Source organism: Gilliamella sp. wkB72 (genome assembly GCF_001693745.1).
Classification (GTDB): Bacteria; Pseudomonadota; Gammaproteobacteria; order Enterobacterales; family Orbaceae; genus Gilliamella; species Gilliamella apicola_E.
Genome location: NZ_LZEI01000002.1, coordinates 175,353 through 195,204 on the forward strand (window position 1 = coordinate 175,353; position 19,852 = coordinate 195,204).

Sequence of the window (19,852 nt, forward strand, 5' to 3'; positions counted from 1 at the left end):
ACCTAAAATATTAACCATTGTTGATCACGTAGTAATAATCAAAATCGGCATAAGATTGATGTTGGTAGCTATCGACAGCTGCAATAAAATTAAATAAGCCGGTAAATCCACCTATTTCCCCCGGTTCGCCATTGACGCCTTCATCCGATAAGTAAAGGACATCAATCGTTTGCATAATTGGCATCCATGCTTCATCGAGTCGGTAAAGTAGTACAACCTTGCCGTGTTGGTAGGATAATTTTAGTTCCACAACTCCGTTTGGGATGGCAATACGGTGATTGACATATTCGATTCTGGTACCCAGTTTTGCTTGTAGTGTGGTTAAAATCGGGGTCTTCAGTTGTTCACTATAGGTTAAATGTAAATAGAGCCAATTATTTGAGTCATAATAAAGACCAACACCAGCGGTTTGTGAGTAGTGTTCCGGGTGGAATTCAACTTTAGTTTGAATGTAATAATCAAACGAAGTAGCCCGAGTTGCCATAATCGACGGCTTTACTTGAGAAAATAGCGAGTTTTGTCCATAAATTCTCAAATGACTGTGGCGTTCATGGGTGTTTACCCATTGAGGGGATTGATGTTGATAAGGCGTCATAAAGGACAATTGATAGCCATGGTCGAACTCTTCAATCACGTCATGGCTTATTTCGTCCTCAAGTGGTAAGGCAGAATCAAATTCCATTTTGGCTAAATTAGAGCCGTCTGCCATGATAAGCCAACCATCCTCAGTCCAATGCATTTTTTGGATTGAGGTTTCTCGACCAAGTGGATTGAGTAGTGTGTCTTTTATTGGTCTAGACATCAGATGGGCAATATACCAATCGCTGTTTTGGCTCTCAACAAGTGAGCCGTGTCCAGCTTTTTGCATTAGTGAATTAGGATTGTACATTTCAAAATGGCCGGCATCGGGATCGCCCAATGAAAATAGATGATTAGGTGAGGAAGTGACAATAGGCTCTCCGGACGGGTGGGGCTGATAAGGACCATAAATATCTTTAGCTCGACCGATTTCAATACCGTGCGCATAACCAGTACCACCGGCGGCTATTATCAAATAATAGTTATCAAGCCTTTTATAAATCTGCGGCGCTTCAGCGCAACCTCGAGTTGTAAAACCTTGCGTTAGACGATGCCACGGACTGGCGAGTTTTCCTTCAGCAAGATCGACTTCAGCAATGACAATATGTCCCGGAGCTTGATAACCTTGTCGGGTTTCCCACTCTAAAATAGTTAAATAATGTTTACCGTCATCATCATGAAACAGCGCCGGATCGAAACCGATAGAGGTAAGATAAATTGGCGCTGACCAAGGCCCTTTAATATTCTCAGCGCAAATTGCATAAGTGTCAGCATTAAACTCTCGCCCGGCCATGTTTATCATATGCGAGTATATTAGCCAAAATTTTTTATTTATCGAATCATAAGATAAATGTGGCGCCCATACACCGGCGGGGGTATTTGTTCCGGATAAATTGACTTCACCATTTTTAAATACATAATCAATTAGTTGCCAATTAGCTAGGTCTTTTGATTGAAAAATTTGAATGATTGGATTCCAATGAAAAGTGGATGTGGCAATATAGTAAGTATCGTTAACACGAATGATTGACGGGTCAGGAGACATGCCCGGTATCACCGGATTTTTTATTTTAGGCATTTTTATTTTCTCTTAATGTTAGATTATTGATAAAAATACTTATCAAAAAAATAAGTTTTAAGGTTGTTTTGCCCAATATAATTTATCTATGCCGATAATGTTATTATCAAATTTGGTTTCAAATTTATGAAATCTTATTAATGAGATATGTGTCACACTCTGAGTAATAAAATTTACCTATTCAATTAACATAATTAGAAAAAGATAGGGTTAAATTAGCAAGTAATATATTGGTTAATAAGCGTTATTTTTAGTTTGGTAAAGATAAATAGTGATAAATTGTTCAATATCTTTAAGAAGCTAAAAAAGGCAGGATAACAGGTGCAGAACACCCTAACAGGGTATTCTGCAAGTCATAATTATGACATCAATGGTTTAAGTTGCTGATAAATATCTCTAAAAATAGTGCGCTGTTGCTGATAATATTGGTAGAGATTGCTATCGGGCTGATGCGTTTGAACAATTGGCAATGGCGCAAGTAGTTCGCTTATCGCCGTATTGGGATGACAAGCGATTTGTGCGAGTTTTGCTGCCCCTAATGCTGGACCCACTTCGCTACCTTCACAATATTCAATGCAATAACCAGAAACATCACTCAGCAATTGTCGCCAATAACGGCTGCGGGCTCCGCCACCAATTACCAAAATTTTATCGGGTGTGACGCCAGTTTGATGAACAGCATCGATGCCGTCGGCAAGGGCATAGCTAACGCCCAGTAATACCGCTTTTGCCAGATCGACTTTGTTGTGTTGATAAGTTAAGCCAAAAAATACACCTTTAGCTTCGGGATTATTGTGAGGTGTTCTTTCGCCGGATAAATAAGGTAAAAAATAGACCGAAGGTTTGTCATCGATCGGTTGCGCCTCAATTAGAGTTAGTAAGGTTGGGACATCTTCAATGTCCAATAACTGACACGCCCAATCGAGGCAAGAAGCACAGCTCAACATTACCGACATTAGGTGCCAGCGGTTTGGTAAGGCATGGCAAAAACTGTGAATGGCTTGCTCGGGGTTGCTAATAAACTGATCGGTCACGGCAAAATAGACGCCGGAGGTACCCAGTGAGAGCATCGCTTGTCCCGATTGATGTAAACCTACCCCAACCGCACCGGCTGCATTATCACCGCCGCCAGCAATCACCGCAATCTGATTAATGCCCCAACGTTTAGCGATTTCATCGGTCACATAACCGGTGATCTGATTGCCTTCAAATAGCGTTGGCATATGGTGTCGTGTTAAGCCGCAAGCTTTTAGTAGTTCATCATTCCAATCACGCTTTCTTACATCAAGCCACATTGTCCCGGCTGAATCGGACATATCTGAAGCAAATTGATTGGTTATTTTAAAACGCAAATAATCTTTGGGGAGCAATACTTTATCAATCTGAGCAAAGATTTCCGGTTCATGCTGTTGTACCCATTTAATTTTAGGAGCGGTAAAACCAGCCATCATTAGATTGCCAGTAATTTGACGGGAAGTGGGTACCTGTTGTTCTAGTTGGTGGCATTGAACATCACAGCGCCCGTCATTCCAAAGTATTGCTGGTCTTAATACTTGTGATTGTTGATTGAGTAATACCGCACCATGCATTTGGCCGCTTAAACCTATGGCTTTTACCGATTGTAAATTATGTTGCTCACTAAGCTCACGCATTGCTGTATCGGTTGCTTGCCACCATTGCTCCGGATTTTGCTCTGACCATAATGGATGTGGGCGGGACACGGTGAGTGGTTTGGTTAATGTTGTGATAATATGTTGTTTTTCATTCATTAAAATCACTTTGACACCCGAAGTGCCTAAATCAATACCAATATACATACTCTTCTCCATTTCACAGCTTACTATCAGGGTAAACTATACCCTGATTAGTTTGCTTCGAACAATTAACTTAGCCAAAAATTAACTGATTAACCCGATTTTCTAACTTCTCTTGCTCACCACTGCAAGGTTTTGGTTGCAGATTATTGGCTAAACTATACTGGGCAATATCTTGCAGCGTCATTTTGCCGTGAAGGATTTGTTGACCTAATTCTTCGTCCCAAGCGGCATATCGTTGTGTAACTTTTTGCTCAAGAACGTTATCTTCAATTAGTTTGGCTGCGCACTTCAATGATAATGCCATGGTATCGATTGCGCCAATATGCCCGTAAAATACATCATATTTATCAACACTTTGACGGCGAATTTTGGCATCAAAGTTAAGTCCACCGGTTTTAAAACCACCACTTTTGAGAATTTCGTACATGACAAGGCTATTTTCTTCTACACTATTTGGAAATTGATCGGTATCCCAACCTAGTTGCGGATCGCCTCGGTTTGCATCAAGTGAGCCAAAGATATCAAGTGCGATAGCTGAGGCAACTTCATGTTGGAATGAGTGGCCGGCTAGTGTTGCATGGTTAGCTTCGATATTAACTTTAATTTCTTTTTCTAAGCCAAATTGTTTTAAAAAGCCATAAATATTTGCGACATCATAATCATATTGATGTTTGGTTGGCTCTTGCGGTTTTGGTTCAATAAGTAAAGCGCCTTTAAAACCGATTTTATATTTGTTTTCAACCACCAATTGCATAAACTTGCCAAGCTGCTCACGCTCTTTTTTGAGATCAGTATTTAACAGTGTTTCGTATCCTTCACGTCCGCCCCAAAGGACATAATTTTGCCCACCTAATTTATGTGTTGCATTCATTGCATGGACAACTTGTGTGGCAGCACAGGCAAATACTTGCGGATCTGGATTCGTGGCGGCACCTGCAGCATATTTAGGATTGGTAAAGCAGTTGGCTGTGCCCCAAAGTAATTTAACGCCTGTTTGTTGTTGTTTTTCCAACAAAATATCGCTCATTACTGCTAAATTATTGATGTATTCTTTGATTGAATTGCCTTCCGGTGCTACATCGACATCATGAAAAGCATAAAAAGGCACGTTCATTTTATAGAAAAACTCAAAGGCAACATCAGCTTTCGCTTTTGCATTAGCTAAAGGATCTGAGCCTGTTTGCCAAGGATATTGAAATGAGCTTGACCCAAACATATCTGTTCCTGCCCAACAAAAAGTGTGCCAATAACAGATCGATAAGCGTAGATGTTCCGCCATGGTTTTACCCAAAATGATTTGGCTAGGATTATAGTGCCTGAATGCAAAAGGGTTGTCAGTTTGAGTGCCTTCGTAGTTGATGCGTTCTATTTTGTCATAATATTGTTTCATAATATTCTCCTAAATTTGGTTATGAAATTAATGTTGTAATTATTTGTTCCAGAACTGTTCAAGTTCTTCTAAAGATTTTCCTTTCGTTTCAGGTAACCATTTCCATATGAAAATTGCAGCCACTACACTGATAACTCCATATAACCAATAGGCAAATCCATTGTTAAAATGTGAGACAAGGTAGGTGTTTTTATCCATAATAGGAAAGGTCCAGGATACTAAGTAATTTGTAATCCATTGTGCTGCAACAGCGATAGAAAGTGCTTTACTTCGAATGGAGTTAGGGAATATTTCAGATAGTAATACCCAACATACAGGCCCCCATGAGATAGCAAAAGAAGCGATGTAAAACAGCATAGAAGTAAGCGCAATAATTGCTGGTAATTGTAGAAAGAAAGTTGTTCCTAATGTGATCATGCCAATCGCCATGCCTATAGCACCGATGATCTGTAATGGTTTTCGCCCTAATTTATCAACAGTGAATATTGCAATAGTGGTAAACGAAAGGTTAATAACACCAACAATAATGGTTTGTAATAATGCTGAATCGGTGCTTGCTCCTAAGTTTTTAAATACTTCTGGTGCATAGTAAAGTACAACATTAATGCCCATTAATTGTTGGAATGCTGATAATAAAATTCCGATAACAATAACACCAATTCCATATTTTAAAAGTGGACTACTCTTTTTAGTCGAATTAGAAGATAATGAACTAATTATGCTATTAAGAGCTTCTTCAGTTCTTTGACTTCCCAATATACGGGATAGTATATTTTGAGCTTTACTTATTTTATTTTGTGCTGTTAACCAGCGAGGGCTTTCCGGGACGGTAAATAATAAGCCAAAGAAAAGTAAGGCTGGAATAGCTAGTGATAAGAACATATATCGCCAACCGACAATATTTAACCAATCTTGATCACCTGAACTTGCTATAGCATAATTGACACAATAGACTAGAAGCTGTCCAAAAATAATAGCAAATTGGTTAAAGGAGACGAGTTTACCTCTAATTTCAGCTGGGGCCACTTCGGCAATGTACATCGGAGATAACATAGAAGCTAAACCAACGCCGATACCACCAACGATGCGATAAAAAACAAATTCAGGAACATATCCTGCTAAATAGTAAGGAATTTCTTGAGATTCTACAGAACGAAATCCTAATTCAGGCCAAGCAGATCCAATTGCTGCGATAAAAAATAAAAATGCGGCAATTAATAATGAATTGCGACGACCAAAACGGTTACTTAAATATCCTCCCATTAAACCGCCGATGATACAACCAATTAAAGCACTTGCCACACAAAAGCCTAGTAAAGAGTTGGCTGCAGTTTCACTTAGATGTTGAGGTTCAACAAAGACTTTTGAAATAGACCCGACTGTTCCTGAAATAACTGCTGTATCATAACCAAATAATAAACCACCTAAAGTTGCAACTAGAGTGATTCTGAAAACGTATAATGAATTGTAATGCGTACTCATATTTCATTCCTGCTTATCAAGTTAGGTTTAGATAAAAATAATCTAAACTTCTCATTCAATATGCATGAATTATTTAGCTAACAACAATTATTAAATTTCGTAAGCATTTTATGTTTTTTTATTTTTGTGAAGTAGATCAAACTCCATTTAATAAACTACTTGTATAAATTTTATTATTTAAAATATTTTTTTAATCAATTGATTTTTAATGAAAATAAGTTTTTGGCCTTATCACTGAAAGTGAATTCTCAGGTGATCGATTTTATTGCTGATAGTTATTATAAGATAAGCAGTAAGGCTTATTTTACTTTATTAGATGATGGCAATTGAGAGATGATCAACAAAATTAGAAAGTTATTTGTTGCTTGATTAGTGGTGAATTTTAACTCAATTTCTTGGATTATTTCTATCGCTTTTCAGCGATAGAAATTTGATGATCAAAATTAATGATGATCGATAAAGATAAATTTTAATGCAAATAGAAGGGCAAAAATAATGACGCAAAGATTTAATTCTTTAAATTTACCAGTTAATGTTTTTAACACAACGTAAGAGATAAAACCAAGTGCTACACCTTCGGTAATAGCAAAAGCGAAAGGCATCATTAATGCGGTAATAAATGCTGGTGTTGCATCAGTTAAATCAGACCAATTAACTTTCATTAAACTTGAAACCATTAAGATTCCAACAAATATTAAAGCACCAGATGTCGCATAAGGTGGAACTAAATGGGCTAAAGGCGATAAAAAGGTCATTAATAAAAATAATAATCCAACTACAACTGCAGTTAAACCTGTACGCCCACCAACTGAAATACCAGCAGAACTTTCAATATAAGTTAGTACTGATGAAGTTCCAAATAAACCACCAAGTGAAGAACTAAAACTATCGATTAATAAAGCTTGACGCATTTTAGGGAAACGCCCTTTTTCGTCAGAAATTCCTGCTTTGTCGGTTAAAGCTAAAATTGTACCGGAAGAATCAAATAGGCTTACAATCATAACTGAAAAAATAACACCCATAATACCCACATTAAGTGAACCAGCTAGATCGACATGACCAACAACACTGCTAACACTTGGTGGAACTGATGCAATTCCTTGATAACTAATATTAGGATCAAGCCAAAGTGCAAGTAAGGTAACAACAAGAATTGAAACTAGTACAGCCGCATGGAAATTACGAGTTGCTAGAATTATTATAATAAAAAATCCTAGTGAACCTAATAATACTTTAAGTGATAAGATATTGCCTAAGGTTAGTAATGTTTCTGGTGATGCGACCACAATTCCCATATTTTGAAATCCCATAAAAGCAATAAATAGTCCAATACCAGCACTTATTCCTGCTCGCAAACATTGCGGAATATGTTCAATTAACCAATGGCGAACTTTAAATAATGATAATGCAAAAAAGATTAATGAGCCCCAAAATATTGCCCCCATACCCACTTGCCAAGAATAGCCCATAGCACCGCATATTCCATAGGCAAAGAAAACATTGAGTCCCATAGCTGGAGCTAAAGCAATCGGTAGATTGGCAAACAGCCCCATTAAAATAGTAGCAAAAGCTGTTACGACGCACGTTAGAACAAAAACTGCTGATTTGTCCATGCCAGTTACAGATAAGATAGAAGGGTTAACAAAGATAATATAAACCATGGTTAGAAAAGTTGTACAGCCTGCTATAACCTCTGTACTGATTGTGGTTTTCTTCTCTTTCAGTTGAAAAATTTTTTCGAATAGTGAATTCATAAGTTAAAGCCCAATTTAGTTTGATAGTAATCGATATAACCTTTATTTTTACCTAATTTATTTTGCAGTAAAAATAAAAAAGATACAAAGTTATCACTTCATATCTCAAAAAACGAAAAAACACAGCGCTATTATTGCCTGTAATTTATTTTGGTCAAGCGTTATTCATATTAAGAATATCGTTTAGTAATTGATAGATAATTTTTATAACTTACCTCTAAAATAGTTGTTTAGCTCATCTGAGATGAGCTAAACAATGGGTAGAATATCACTAACCTAGTTCTTTAATATATCTAATTTATTCTTAGTGATTTTCACTTTTAAAATACGGTGACTTTCAATTTCGGCAACTTCAAATAAATAATCGCCAATTTGTATTGTTTCACCGACATTAAGTAAATGTTGGGCTTTTTCCATCAACAATCCAGCAAGAGTATGGTATTCTCGCTTATCATCTATTGGTATAGGAACATACCTTACTAATTCTTCTACAGGGATGTAACCATTAGCAATCCAACTGTTATCATCAATACATTGAATATCGTGTTTGGCATCAATTTCCTCTTCTTCAGTTGGGAAATCACCAGCAATGGTTTCAATAATGTCAGTAACAGACACAACTCCTTGCATTGAACCAAATTCATCAACCACAAACGCAAAATGGGTTTTCGCTTTTTTGAATTGTTCCAGTGCGACAAGTAAAGATACCGTTTCAGGGAAAATTAATGGCTGCTTTATTAAAGAGTTAATATCAATATGCTGTTTATCTTGTAAAACATCTTTCAATAGATCATTAACTTGAATAATGCCTAATGGTTCATCAATTGAAGCATTATCCGTTACGACTAAACGTGAATGAGGATTATCAAATATCTCTTTTAATATCACCTCACGATCATCATTTATATTGACCATATCAACATTTAATCGAGAGGTCATGATGCTACTAACTGAACGTTGAGCCAATCCTAACACTCGCTCGACCATGTTTAATTCTTGATGATTAAATACTGATGTTTTCTTATTATTATCAGAAACAACATCAATATTGTGAGTTTCGGGATCTTCTTCTGCATCGCCTTTGAGTAAATGTAAAATCGCTTCAGCGGTGCGTTCACGTAATGGTTTTTTGTTTAATGCTTTTCGGCGATTGAATATAGCTAATTGATTAAAAAACTCAATCATAATTGAGAAACCAATAGCGGCATATAGGTAGCCTTTTGGAATAATAAACCCAAAACCTTCGGCAACCAAACTAAAACCAATCATAAGTAAAAAACTTAAACATAAAATAACAATCGTTGGATGGGAGTTAACAAAATAGGCCAATGGTTTACTTGCTACCATCATGATACAAATAGCAATACAAACAGCAATAATCATTACTGGAATATGTTCGACCATACCCACTGCAGTAATTACTGAGTCGAGTGAAAATACGGCATCAAGTACAACGATTTGAGCGACAACAGTCCAAAAATGTGAAGTCTTTTTGGGTTTACCATCTTCATGTGAAGCGCCTTCTAAGCGTTCATTGAGTTCCATTGTGGCTTTGAAAAGCAAAAATATACCACCAAGCAACATTATCAATTGCCTAGCATTGAAACTGATTCCGGATATAGAAAATAGAGGGGTAGTGAGTGTAACTAACCAACCAGTAAACATTAATAACAATATTCGTGTAATTAATGCAAAAGCAAGACCAGTAATGCGTGCTTTATCTCGTTCTTGTGGCGGAAGTTTCTCGGCAAGAATGGCAATAAAAACAATGTTATCAATGCCAAGGACGATTTCAAGTACAACTAGAGTGGATAAACCAATCCAAATTGTAGGATCCATGATCCATTCCATATGTCAGGTGATTACCTCTAATGAACACAGCACATGCTGCTTAGTAATTCTGTCTGCAATTGACTAAATAATCAATAAAATATTTATATTTTTAGCCATTTTTCTAAAAAATCCAGGTTTAACACTAAATTGTTAAGTGAAAATTAGCTTCGCCAGAAGGTTGGTGTAAATAAAACCAATAAGGTAAATATTTCAAGTCGTCCAAATAACATGTCCACAACCATTACCCATTTAACCATATCACTTACATGCGCAAAATTATCACTCACACTGCCAAGACCAACCCCCAAATTGTTCAATGATGAGGCAACAATATAAAATGAGTCAGTTGCATCAATTCCAGACGCCATAATGATAAATAGACTAATTAAAAAAACTAATGCATAGGCAGAAAAGAATCCCCATACTGCCTCAATAATTCGTTCCGGTACAACTCGATTATTCAATTTTAAGGTATATATTGCATTCGGGTGTATAAGACGTTTTAATTCACGTGAACCTTGCATAAATAATAGTAGAACGCGAACAACTTTTAACCCTCCTCCAGTAGAACCAGCACAGCCCCCAATAAATGAAGCACATAATAAAAAGATTGGTAATGAGGATGGCCAAGTATTAATATCATCGACGGTAAAACCGACTGTTGCAGAAACCGATACGACTTGTAACACAATTTTATCAATACCAAGATTTCGTTGTGGTTGATAAAAATAGATAACAAAGGCACAAATAACAATTAAAATAAGAAGGATAAAGATAAACGTTCTGAACTCTTGATCGCGCCAATAAACTTTAAGTGAAATACCATTTAATGCGGCAAAATGGAGTGCAAAATTACAACCAGATAAAATTAGGAAAATAGTAACAATATAGTTAATTGCTGGACTATTAAAATAAGCTAAATTGCTGTCATGAGTTGAGAATCCTCCCATCGATATCGTCGAAAAACTATGCGAAATAGCATCGAAGATATTCATTCCAGCAAACCACAAACTTATTGCGCATAACGTGGTAAGTAAAATATAAATAGACCACAATGTTTTTGCCGTTTCAGCAATGCGGGGACGCATTTTACTATCTTTTTGAGGACCTGGGATTTCAGCTCGATAGAGCTGCATTCCACCAACACCTAATAATGGTAAAATAGCAACTGCAAGTACGATAATTCCCATTCCCCCAAGCCATTGTAGCAATTGACGATAAAATAAAAGGGCCTTAGGTAAATGATCTAAATTAACAATAGTTGTAGCGCCTGTTGTTGTTAACCCAGAAAAAGACTCAAAAAAAGCAGTGGTTAAATTAAGATTGATATGATTATCAAAAAGAAATGGAAATGCACCAATAGTACCTAAAACTACCCAGAATAATACAACAATGAAAAAACCTTCCCGAGTACTCAACTCATGACGCTGATTTCGATTAGGGAACCACAACAATACTCCTAAAATTAATGCAGCGAAGAAAGAACGGACAAAAATTGCGCCAGCACCATCACGGTATATTAATGCGACTAGTGCCGGTATTAACATAAATATCGACAATAATGATATTAATAAACCGATAATTCTTATAATTGAGCGCCAATGCATCATAGTAATAATCTCTATTTGAATCCACGAGATGCTTTTATAAGATCGTAAGCAGCTTGAATTTCTTGTGCTCGCTTTTTGGTTGCCTCTAACATCTCTTTTGGTAAGCCTTTTGATGCTAATTTATCTGGATGATGTTCATTCATTAACCTGCGATAAGCTTTTTTGATTTCAGGAATATCAGCAGATGAATCTATCCCTAAAATTCTATAAGCATTTTGCAAATCTGATTGGTGAGAACTGTTTTGATAATTGCCATAATTATTGCTTTGTTGATATTGACTATTTTGTTGATTATTATAATATTCTTGACGGAAATGAAAGCTTCCCATCATCATCTGAATATATATAACCATTTGTTGGCGAGGAATATGGAATTCTTCAGCAACAATAAACAAAATTTGTGACTCTTTTTCATCTAAATTACCATCAACTAAAGCCGCTTGAATTAATTGTTCACAAAATATATTTAAAACATTTCTTCTAAAACGATATTGAAAGTAGAGTTCTCGTAAACGCGATCGAAGTGGGTAATCACTTGCTTTACCACGATTAAATGACTCTTGGGCTAATTGGCGACCGGCTGCATCAAGTTGTAGCCGATCCATAAATTGCCGAGCAAGATTAATATCATCTTGGGTAACAACACCTTTAGCTTTACTCAGATGCCCCAATACTTCAAAAGCAACAATTAAGTACAAAGTTGGGTTTGATTGTGTCCTTTTTTCATTTAATCTATTGCCAAATGCTTGATACAACATTGGACCTATTAATAGACCAAGTATAAATCCCCATCCGGATTTGAAAACTGAGCTCAGTATTAACCCGAAAATAATGGACCAGATAAAAGACATATTATTCGTTTACCTCAATTCGATCGATTTTTTGTAATCCACGCGGTAGTGATGTTCCTTTACGAGCACGCTCTGCTCTAAATTTTTGTAAATCAGTAGAAGAAAGCGTAAGTTTGCGTTTACCAACATACAACGTCAGTGAGGTTTCAGGCGTTATCAGCATCATATAAGCTAGGCTATCATCGCTGGCAGATAATGAGATAATTTTATTTCCTTTACCTTTAGATAACTCTGGTAAATCTTTCACCGGGAAGATAAGCATTCTACCCGCTTGACTAATTGATAAAAGCAAGCTTTCCTCTGATACTATCTCAATCGGTGCAAGCACATTTGAATTATTAGATAAATTAATTACTGCTTTACCGTTACGATTACGCGCAATTAAATCACTAAATTGACAAATAAAACCGTATCCGGCACTAGAAGCAAGTAAGAATTTTTGTTCTTCATCGTTTGACATTAAAACATGTTCAATAGTTGCACCTGCTGGTAATGCTAATTTACCGGTAATTGGCTCGCCTTGTCCTCGAGCTGATGGTAAAGTATTTGGCTCAATAGCATAACTTCGCCCAGTTGAATCGATAAAGACAACTGGCTGGTTACTTTTACCTTTTGCAGCAGCTTTAAAGCTATCGCCTGCTTTATAACTTAATCCGACGGGGTCAATGTCATGACCTTTAGCCGCTCTTACCCATCCCATTTCAGATAATATAATTGTGACGGGTTCAGAAGGTGTTAATTCTTGTTCAGTGATCGCTTTAGCTTCACTTCGCTCAACTATTGGCGAACGGCGTTCATCGCCATACTTTTCAGCGTCTTCTTGCAATTCTTTTTTGATTAAATTACTGAGTTTTCTTGGTGAAGCAAGTAGAGCTTGTAGTTGATCCCGTTCTTTAGCAAGATCAGCTTGTTCGCCTTTAATACGCATCTCTTCCAATTTAGCTAAATGACGAAGTTTTAACTCTAAAATAGCTTCTGCTTGTATTTCACTTAAGGCAAATCGCTTAATTAATTCTTCTTTTGGTTCATCTTCATGACGAATTATTTCAATAACTTCATCAATATTTAGAAACGCAATTAATAAGCCATCTAAAATATGTAATCTTTTTAGGATTTTATCTAAACGATAATTTAATCGACGTGTTACCGTCAAACGTCGATATTCTAACCATTCAGTTAATATTTCAACTAATCCTTTAACTGATGGACGATTATCAAGTCCAATCATATTCATATTGACGCGATAGCTTTTTTCAAGATCCGTGGTAGCAAATAGATGATTCATAACTTGCTCTAAATCCACTCTATTAGATCTTGGGACAATTACTAAACGGGTTGGATTTTCATGGTCTGACTCATCGCGTAAATCTTCAATTAATGGTAATTTTTTCGCCCGCATTTGCGAAGCAATTTGCTCTAAGATTTTAGCACCTGAAACTTGATGAGGAAGATCAGTAATAACAATATCACCCTCTTCTTTTTTCCAAACTGCACGCATGCGGATTGATCCTCGTCCAGTTTGATAAATTTTAGCAATATCTTCTGGCGCAGTAATAATCTCGGCTTCTGTTGGAAAGTCAGGGCCTTGTATGTGAGCCATCACTTCACTAAGTGTTGCTTTTGGGTTATCTGCTAACATAATAGCAGCATTTGCTACTTCACGAATATTATGTGGTGGAATATCAGTTGCCATACCAACAGCAATGCCGGTTGTACCATTCAATAAAATATTGGGTAATCTAGCTGGCAACATTTTAGGTTCTTGTAAGGTACCATCGAAGTTTGGCGTATAGTCAACAGTGCCTTGCCCTAATTCGCCTAATAATAATTCTGCATATTTTGATAGACGAGATTCGGTATAACGCATAGCCGCAAATGATTTAGGATCATCTGGAGCTCCCCAGTTTCCTTGACCATCTACTAATGGGTAACGGTAAGAGAATGGTTGTGCCATTAACACCATTGCTTCATAACAGGCACTATCACCATGAGGATGGTATTTACCTAATACGTCACCTACAGTACGAGCTGATTTTTTAAATTTAGCCTGAGCATTAAGCCCTAATTCTGACATGGCATAAACAATACGGCGTTGCACAGGTTTTAAACCGTCACCAATAAACGGTAGTGCACGATCCATAATGACATACATTGAGTAGTTTAAATATGCGCTCTCTGTAAAAGTACGTAGCGACTGAACTTCTACTCCGTCATGAGTTATCTCACTCATTATTGTTCCTCTAAATTATTCTGTATATTAGACATCAAGTTCAACTTGGTCACCTTTTTCTTGTAACCATTCTCGGCGATCTTCTGCTCGTTTCTTAGCCAGCAGCATATCCATTAATGCCATGGTTTCCTCTGCATTATCTAGTGATAACTGAACTAATCTACGAGTATTAGGATCCATCGTTGTTTCACGGAGTTGTAATGGATTCATTTCGCCTAAACCTTTAAAACGTTGTACATTCGGTTTACCCTTTTTACGTTTAAGCTGATCTAAAATCCCTTCTTTTTCTTCTTCATCAAGGGCATAATGCACTTCTTTACCCAAATCAATACGATAAAGCGGAGGCATAGCAACAAAGATATGCCCATGTTCAACCATCGCCCGAAAATGACGAACAAATAACGCACAAAGCAAAGTGGCAATATGTAATCCATCTGAGTCTGCATCAGCTAAAATACAGATTTTACCGTAGCGCAATTGACTTAAATCATCACTATCAGGGTCAATACCTATGGCAACCGAGATATCGTGGATTTCTTGTGAGCCTAATACCTCGTCTGATGATACTTCCCAAGTATTTAAAATTTTACCTTTTAATGGCATTATGGCTTGATATTCTCTATCTCGTGCCTGTTTGGCTGAACCACCTGCAGAATCACCTTCTACCAAAAATAGTTCAGTACGACTTAAATCCTGTGAAGAACAATCGGCCAATTTACCAGGTAAAGCAGGACCACTTGTGAGCTTTTTACGAATAACTTTTTTAGATGCTCGTAGGCGTTTTTGCGCACTTGAAATGACCATTTCAGCCAATAATTCTGCAATTTGCACATTTTGATTTAACCAAAGACTGAATGCATCTTTAACAATTGCCGAAACGAATGCAGCGCTTTGTCTTGATGAAAGGCGTTCTTTGGTTTGACCAGCAAATTGAGGTTCCTGCATTTTTACGGATAACACATATGCGCAGCGTTCCCAAATATCATCGGCGGTCAGCTTTAGGCCTCGAGGAAGTAAATTACGGAACTCGCAAAATTCGCGCATAGCATCAAGTAAACCTTGACGTAAACCATTAACATGAGTACCACCTTGTACAGTTGGAATCAAGTTAACGTAACTTTCAGTTAAAAGTTCCCCACCTTCTGGTAACCAGAGTAAAGCCCATTCGACTGCTTCTGTTTCGCCGGTATGACTACCAGTAAATGGCTCTTCAGGTAATAGTGTGTAACCACTAACAGATTCCATTAAATAATCTTTTAGACCGTCCTGATAACACCAGCGTTGTTCAGTATTGTTAATTTTATCTTTGAAAATGATTTCTAACCCTGGGCAGAGTACCGCTTTTGCTTTAAGTAAATGAGTTAAGCGGGGTACAGAAAATCGTGGTGAATCAAAATACTTTTCATCAGGCCAAAAACGTACTTTTGTACCGGTATTTCGACGACCACATGTACCTATTACATGTAAATCCTCAACTTTATCACCATTTTCAAAAGCGATTTGATAAACTTGCCCATCACGATTTACAGTAACTTCTACACGCTTTGATAATGCATTAACAACGGAGATACCAACACCATGCAAACCGCCTGAAAATTGATAATTTTTGTTGGAAAACTTACCTCCAGCATGTAAACGGCAAAGTAAAAGTTCAATAGCTGGTACACCTTCTTCAGGATGAATATCAACCGGCATACCTCGCCCGTCATCAATAACCTCAAGTGAATTATCTTCATAGAGTGTAACTTTAACTTGGCGGGCATGTCCTGCTATAGCTTCATCTACACTATTATCAATAACCTCTTGTCCCAAATGATTTGGGCGAGCAGTATCAGTATACATGCCTGGTCGATGGCGGACAGGATCGAGTCCTTTTAGGACTTCAATATCAACAGCATTATAAGTGGATTGTGACATAAGTTTTCTATTTATTCGAATAAATGGGCATATTATACCAATCTTTCTTTAAGATGCATGAAATTAAATTGATAATGAAAATCAAATTAAATTTTTAATTGATAATAATTCTTATTTTATTAATTTATTTTAAGTTAATTTCGATTTTAGCCTTTTTTCTGTTTTATAATCCTATCTATAGTATTATGATAAATACATCCCAAATAAAAAATAAGGGAATAGGATGAGCAAGTCAGAAAACAAAATAACTCGGCGTGATTTTTTGCAAAAATCACTAGCAATTGGTGGTGTGGCAGCAGTAGCAAATAATTTGCAATTACCTTTTGCTTATGCAACATCTGAAACAAATCACGATAAAGCATTGATACCTAATCCCACTAATGATGAAAAGATTTTCTACAGCGCCTGTTTAGTGAATTGCGGTAGTCGCTGCCCACTAAAAGTCCATGTTAAAAACGATATTATTACTAAAATCTCATCCGAAGACGGTATTAATGATCCTATCTTCGGTCAACATCAAATTCGCCCATGTTTGCGGGGGCGAGCAGTACGCTGGCGAACTTACGATCCGGAGCGTTTAAAATACCCTATGGTCCGAATAGGTAAGCGTGGTGAAGGTAAATTTAAACGTATTAGCTGGGATGAAGCAATAACTTTATTGGCAGATAAACTTAAATACACCATTAATCGTTATGGCAATGAAGCTATTTATTGTCAATATGGAACAGGTACCACCGGCGCAAATATCGCCGGACGCAGTGCTTGTAGACGGTTTTTAAGTACTATCGGTGGTTATCTAAATTATCATGGCGATTACTCAAGTGGACAGATAACTGCTATTAAGCCTTATATTTATGGCAATGCTAAAGAGTCACTTATCGATCAAATTAAACATTCAGATTTGGTTGTTATGTTTGGACATAATGTTGCTGAAACGCGAATGTCAGGTGGTGGGCAAGTAACGGAACTGTTTCATGCGTTAGCGCAAAGTAAAGCCAGAGTGATTATTATCGATCCTAGGCGTAGCGAAAGTGTGGTTGGCTATAATGCCGAGTGGGTCCCGATTATTCCCGGTACCGATGCGGCGTTAGTTGCTGCAATTGGCTATGCTTTACTGGAAGAAGATAAAATTGATGAGGCAATGCTTAATCAATATTGTGTGGGTTGGAATGCTGACTCATTGCCGGATAGCGCACCCCCTTTTAGTGATTATAAATCTTATATTTTAGGTTTAGGTGATGATAGAACACCGAAAACGCCGGAGTGGGCTGCAAAAAAAACCGGTATTCCCGCTAAACAAATTCGTAAACTTGCCTTAGATATTGTTAACGCTAAAGCAGCATGGATTTCGCAAGGCTGGGGAGCGCAACGTTGGCAAAATGGTGAGCATACTACAAGAGCAATTATGATATTGCCTATTATCACTGGTCAATTTGGTAAACCGGGCACCAATATTGGTACTTGGGGCGGAAGCGTGACTTATCCGGTTCCGGGTCTGAATTTATTAAATCCGATTAAAACCAGTATTCCATTTTTTTTATGGACTAAAGCAATCGAATCCCCGCAAAGCATGACCGCAAAAAATGCTTATATACTTGGTAAAAATAAATTAGATGTCGGTATCAAGTTTATCTGGAGTTACGCCAGTAATGTAATTGGTAATCAGCATGCCGATCTCAATCGAACGCACCAAATTTTACAAGATGAATCTAAATGCGAATTTATCTTAGTGTGGGATACTCATATGACCGCATCAGCACGCTATGCCGATCTGTTATTGCCGGATGTGTCATCAGTGGAAAGTAACGATTTAATTAATAATTCTTATGCATCCGGCGCTTACCATTATGTTATTCGTATGCAACGGGCTATTAAGCCACTTTGGGAAAATCGATCCTCTTATGATGTGTTAACTGATTTATCAGAAAAAATGGGCGTTAAAGATAAATTTACTGAAGGGCGAACGCAAGATGAGTGGATAGCGTATAGCTATGAAAGAATGCGCAAGCAAAATCCTGATTTACCGCCTTTTGCTGACACTGACGGTAAGGGTATTGTCGATCGTAAGTTAGCGGATAGCGATGCGCAAATTGCCTTAAAAGCATTCCGGGATGATCCGATTAATCAGCCATTAAATACCCCGTCTGGCAAAATTGAAATTTATTCAGAAGCGCTGGCAAAAATAGCGGGTGAATGGGAGATTGAGCCGGACGATAAACTCTACCCAATTCCTGCTTATTTGCCTGCTATTGAAGGGAGCGAAGATCAACAAAAACGCGATAAATATCCGCTGCAAATGATTGGATTTCATATTAAAGGGCATTGTCACTCCTCTTATAGTAATCTTCCCCAACTACGAGAAGCTGTAGCCAGTAGCGTTTGGATTAACCCGATTGATGCTGAGCAAAGACAAATTAAGCATGGGCAATTAGTTGAAGTATTTAACGATCGTGGTCGGCTTTATATTCCGGCTAAAGTCACGCCTCGTATATTACCGGGCGTGATCGCTATACCTCAAGGGCTATGGGCAAAAACCAATGCGGCTGGCGTTGATATTGGTGGTTGTATTAATCGTTTAACCTCATTGCGCCCGTCAGTGTTAGCGAAGTCAAATTCGCAGCATACTAATTTGGTTGAAATCAAACCATTATCAACTATGCCAGCGGCATCATAATTAAAAAGGGAGATGATTAAAATGCAATATGGATTCTTTATTGATTCTTCCAAATGTACTGGGTGTAAAACCTGTCAATTGAGCTGTAAAGACGAAAAAGATAATGCGCTGGGCGTGCATTTTCGCCGAGTTTATGAGTATGGTGGTGGATCGTGGCAACAAGTGGACGGGATTTGGCAAAATGATACTTTTACTTATTATTTGTCAATCTCATGTAATCATTGTGAGCAACCAACTTGCGTGCAAGGTTGTCCAACTGGTGCGATGCATAAACGCCAACAAGACGGCTTAGTGGTTGTCAATCAAGATGTGTGTATTGGTTGCCGCTATTGTGAAATGCGCTGTCCATATGGTGCGCCACAGTTTGATCAACAAAAGCGGGTTATGTCAAAATGCGATGGTTGTTATGAGCGTGTAGCAGAAGGATTAAAGCCTGTGTGCGTCGAATCTTGTCCGCAACGTGCTTTAGATTTTGACGAGATAGGGAAATTACGTGAGCGTCATGGTGATGAACGTAATATTGCCCCTTTGCCTAATGCAGAGTTGACTAAACCGAATATTGTTATCAAACCACATGCTTTGGCTAAAAGCTCAGGCGATACACAAGGAAAAGTGCTCAATCCGGAGGAGGTATAAT

The 19,852-nt window shown here is 37.6% G+C and carries 12 protein-coding genes; 2 read left to right on the forward strand and 10 right to left on the reverse strand.

Features of this window, described 5'->3' with window-relative positions; translation table 11 throughout:
- Window positions 1–10: 10 nt before the first annotated feature.
- From A9G07_RS01220 to parE, 10 genes are all read right to left on the reverse strand, one after another.
- A complete protein-coding gene (locus tag A9G07_RS01220) occupies window positions 11–1,657 on the reverse strand; it encodes a family 43 glycosylhydrolase (protein WP_065733707.1) in 1,647 nt (548 codons plus the stop codon).
- Window positions 1,658–2,016: 359 nt separating this feature from the next.
- On the reverse strand, window positions 2,017–3,474 hold the full coding sequence (gene xylB / locus A9G07_RS01225; RefSeq protein WP_065733708.1) for a xylulokinase: 1,458 nt from the start codon (window positions 3,472–3,474) through the stop codon (window positions 2,017–2,019).
- A 70-nt stretch (window positions 3,475–3,544) separates the two neighbouring features.
- Window positions 3,545–4,864 carry a xylose isomerase gene (gene xylA, locus A9G07_RS01230; RefSeq protein ID WP_065733709.1) on the reverse strand — a complete coding sequence of 440 codons (1,320 nt, stop codon included), beginning with the start codon at window positions 4,862–4,864 and terminating at the stop codon, window positions 3,545–3,547.
- Between the two features lie 39 nt (window positions 4,865–4,903).
- Window positions 4,904–6,346 carry a D-xylose transporter XylE gene (gene xylE / locus A9G07_RS01235; protein WP_065562797.1) on the reverse strand — a complete coding sequence of 481 codons (1,443 nt, stop codon included), beginning with the start codon at window positions 6,344–6,346 and terminating at the stop codon, window positions 4,904–4,906.
- A gap of 443 nt (window positions 6,347–6,789) precedes the next feature.
- The gene (locus tag A9G07_RS01240; protein WP_065562798.1) at window positions 6,790–8,100 is read right to left on the reverse strand and encodes an NCS2 family permease; all 1,311 of its coding nucleotides are present in this window, start codon (window positions 8,098–8,100) and stop codon (window positions 6,790–6,792) included.
- 276 nt (window positions 8,101–8,376) lie between these two features.
- Window positions 8,377–9,951: a TerC family protein gene (locus A9G07_RS01245; protein WP_065562799.1), complete on the reverse strand. Its 1,575-nt coding sequence runs from the start codon at window positions 9,949–9,951 to the stop codon at window positions 8,377–8,379.
- A 143-nt stretch (window positions 9,952–10,094) separates the two neighbouring features.
- Window positions 10,095–11,540 (reverse strand): TrkH family potassium uptake protein, encoded by a 1,446-nt coding sequence (locus A9G07_RS01250; protein WP_065733732.1) that lies wholly within the window; start codon window positions 11,538–11,540, stop codon window positions 10,095–10,097.
- A 14-nt stretch (window positions 11,541–11,554) separates the two neighbouring features.
- Complete coding sequence (gene djlA, locus A9G07_RS01255) at window positions 11,555–12,394, reverse strand: co-chaperone DjlA (protein ID WP_065562800.1); 840 nt, start codon at window positions 12,392–12,394, stop codon at window positions 11,555–11,557.
- 1 nt (window position 12,395) lies between these two features.
- Window positions 12,396–14,624 carry a DNA topoisomerase IV subunit A gene (parC, locus tag A9G07_RS01260; protein WP_065733710.1) on the reverse strand — a complete coding sequence of 743 codons (2,229 nt, stop codon included), beginning with the start codon at window positions 14,622–14,624 and terminating at the stop codon, window positions 12,396–12,398.
- 27 nt (window positions 14,625–14,651) lie between these two features.
- A complete protein-coding gene (parE, locus tag A9G07_RS01265; protein WP_065733711.1) occupies window positions 14,652–16,541 on the reverse strand; it encodes a DNA topoisomerase IV subunit B in 1,890 nt (629 codons plus the stop codon).
- A 223-nt stretch (window positions 16,542–16,764) separates the two neighbouring features.
- Here parE and A9G07_RS01270 point away from each other — a divergent pair, with 223 nt between their 5' ends.
- Both A9G07_RS01270 and A9G07_RS01275 read left to right on the forward strand, forming a co-directional pair.
- Complete coding sequence (locus A9G07_RS01270) at window positions 16,765–19,215, forward strand: DMSO/selenate family reductase complex A subunit (RefSeq protein WP_065733712.1); 2,451 nt, start codon at window positions 16,765–16,767, stop codon at window positions 19,213–19,215.
- A gap of 21 nt (window positions 19,216–19,236) precedes the next feature.
- Entirely contained in the window at window positions 19,237–19,851 is a 615-nt protein-coding gene (locus tag A9G07_RS01275) for a DMSO/selenate family reductase complex B subunit (RefSeq protein WP_065733713.1), read from the forward strand.
- Window position 19,852: the final 1 nt, after the last annotated feature.

Excerpts from the sequence above, each read along its gene's own strand:
- A9G07_RS01220 (WP_065733707.1), bottom strand. The coding sequence starts at position 1,657 with ATGCCTAAAATAAAAAATCCGGTGATACCGGGCATGTCTCCTGACCCG.
- xylA (WP_065733709.1), bottom strand. The coding sequence starts at position 4,864 with ATGAAACAATATTATGACAAAATAGAACGCATCAACTACGAAGGCACT.
- A9G07_RS01275 (WP_065733713.1), top strand. The coding sequence starts at position 19,237 with ATGCAATATGGATTCTTTATTGATTCTTCCAAATGTACTGGGTGTAAA.
- parC (WP_065733710.1), bottom strand. The coding sequence starts at position 14,624 with ATGAGTGAGATAACTCATGACGGAGTAGAAGTTCAGTCGCTACGTACT.
- xylB (WP_065733708.1), bottom strand. The coding sequence starts at position 3,474 with ATGTATATTGGTATTGATTTAGGCACTTCGGGTGTCAAAGTGATTTTA.
- xylE (WP_065562797.1), bottom strand. The coding sequence starts at position 6,346 with ATGAGTACGCATTACAATTCATTATACGTTTTCAGAATCACTCTAGTT.
- A9G07_RS01245 (WP_065562799.1), bottom strand. The coding sequence starts at position 9,951 with ATGGAATGGATCATGGATCCTACAATTTGGATTGGTTTATCCACTCTA.
- djlA (WP_065562800.1), bottom strand. The coding sequence starts at position 12,394 with ATGTCTTTTATCTGGTCCATTATTTTCGGGTTAATACTGAGCTCAGTT.
- A9G07_RS01240 (WP_065562798.1), bottom strand. The coding sequence starts at position 8,100 with ATGAATTCACTATTCGAAAAAATTTTTCAACTGAAAGAGAAGAAAACC.
- parE (WP_065733711.1), bottom strand. The coding sequence starts at position 16,541 with ATGTCACAATCCACTTATAATGCTGTTGATATTGAAGTCCTAAAAGGA.
- A9G07_RS01250 (WP_065733732.1), bottom strand. The coding sequence starts at position 11,540 with ATGCATTGGCGCTCAATTATAAGAATTATCGGTTTATTAATATCATTA.
- A9G07_RS01270 (WP_065733712.1), top strand. The coding sequence starts at position 16,765 with ATGAGCAAGTCAGAAAACAAAATAACTCGGCGTGATTTTTTGCAAAAA.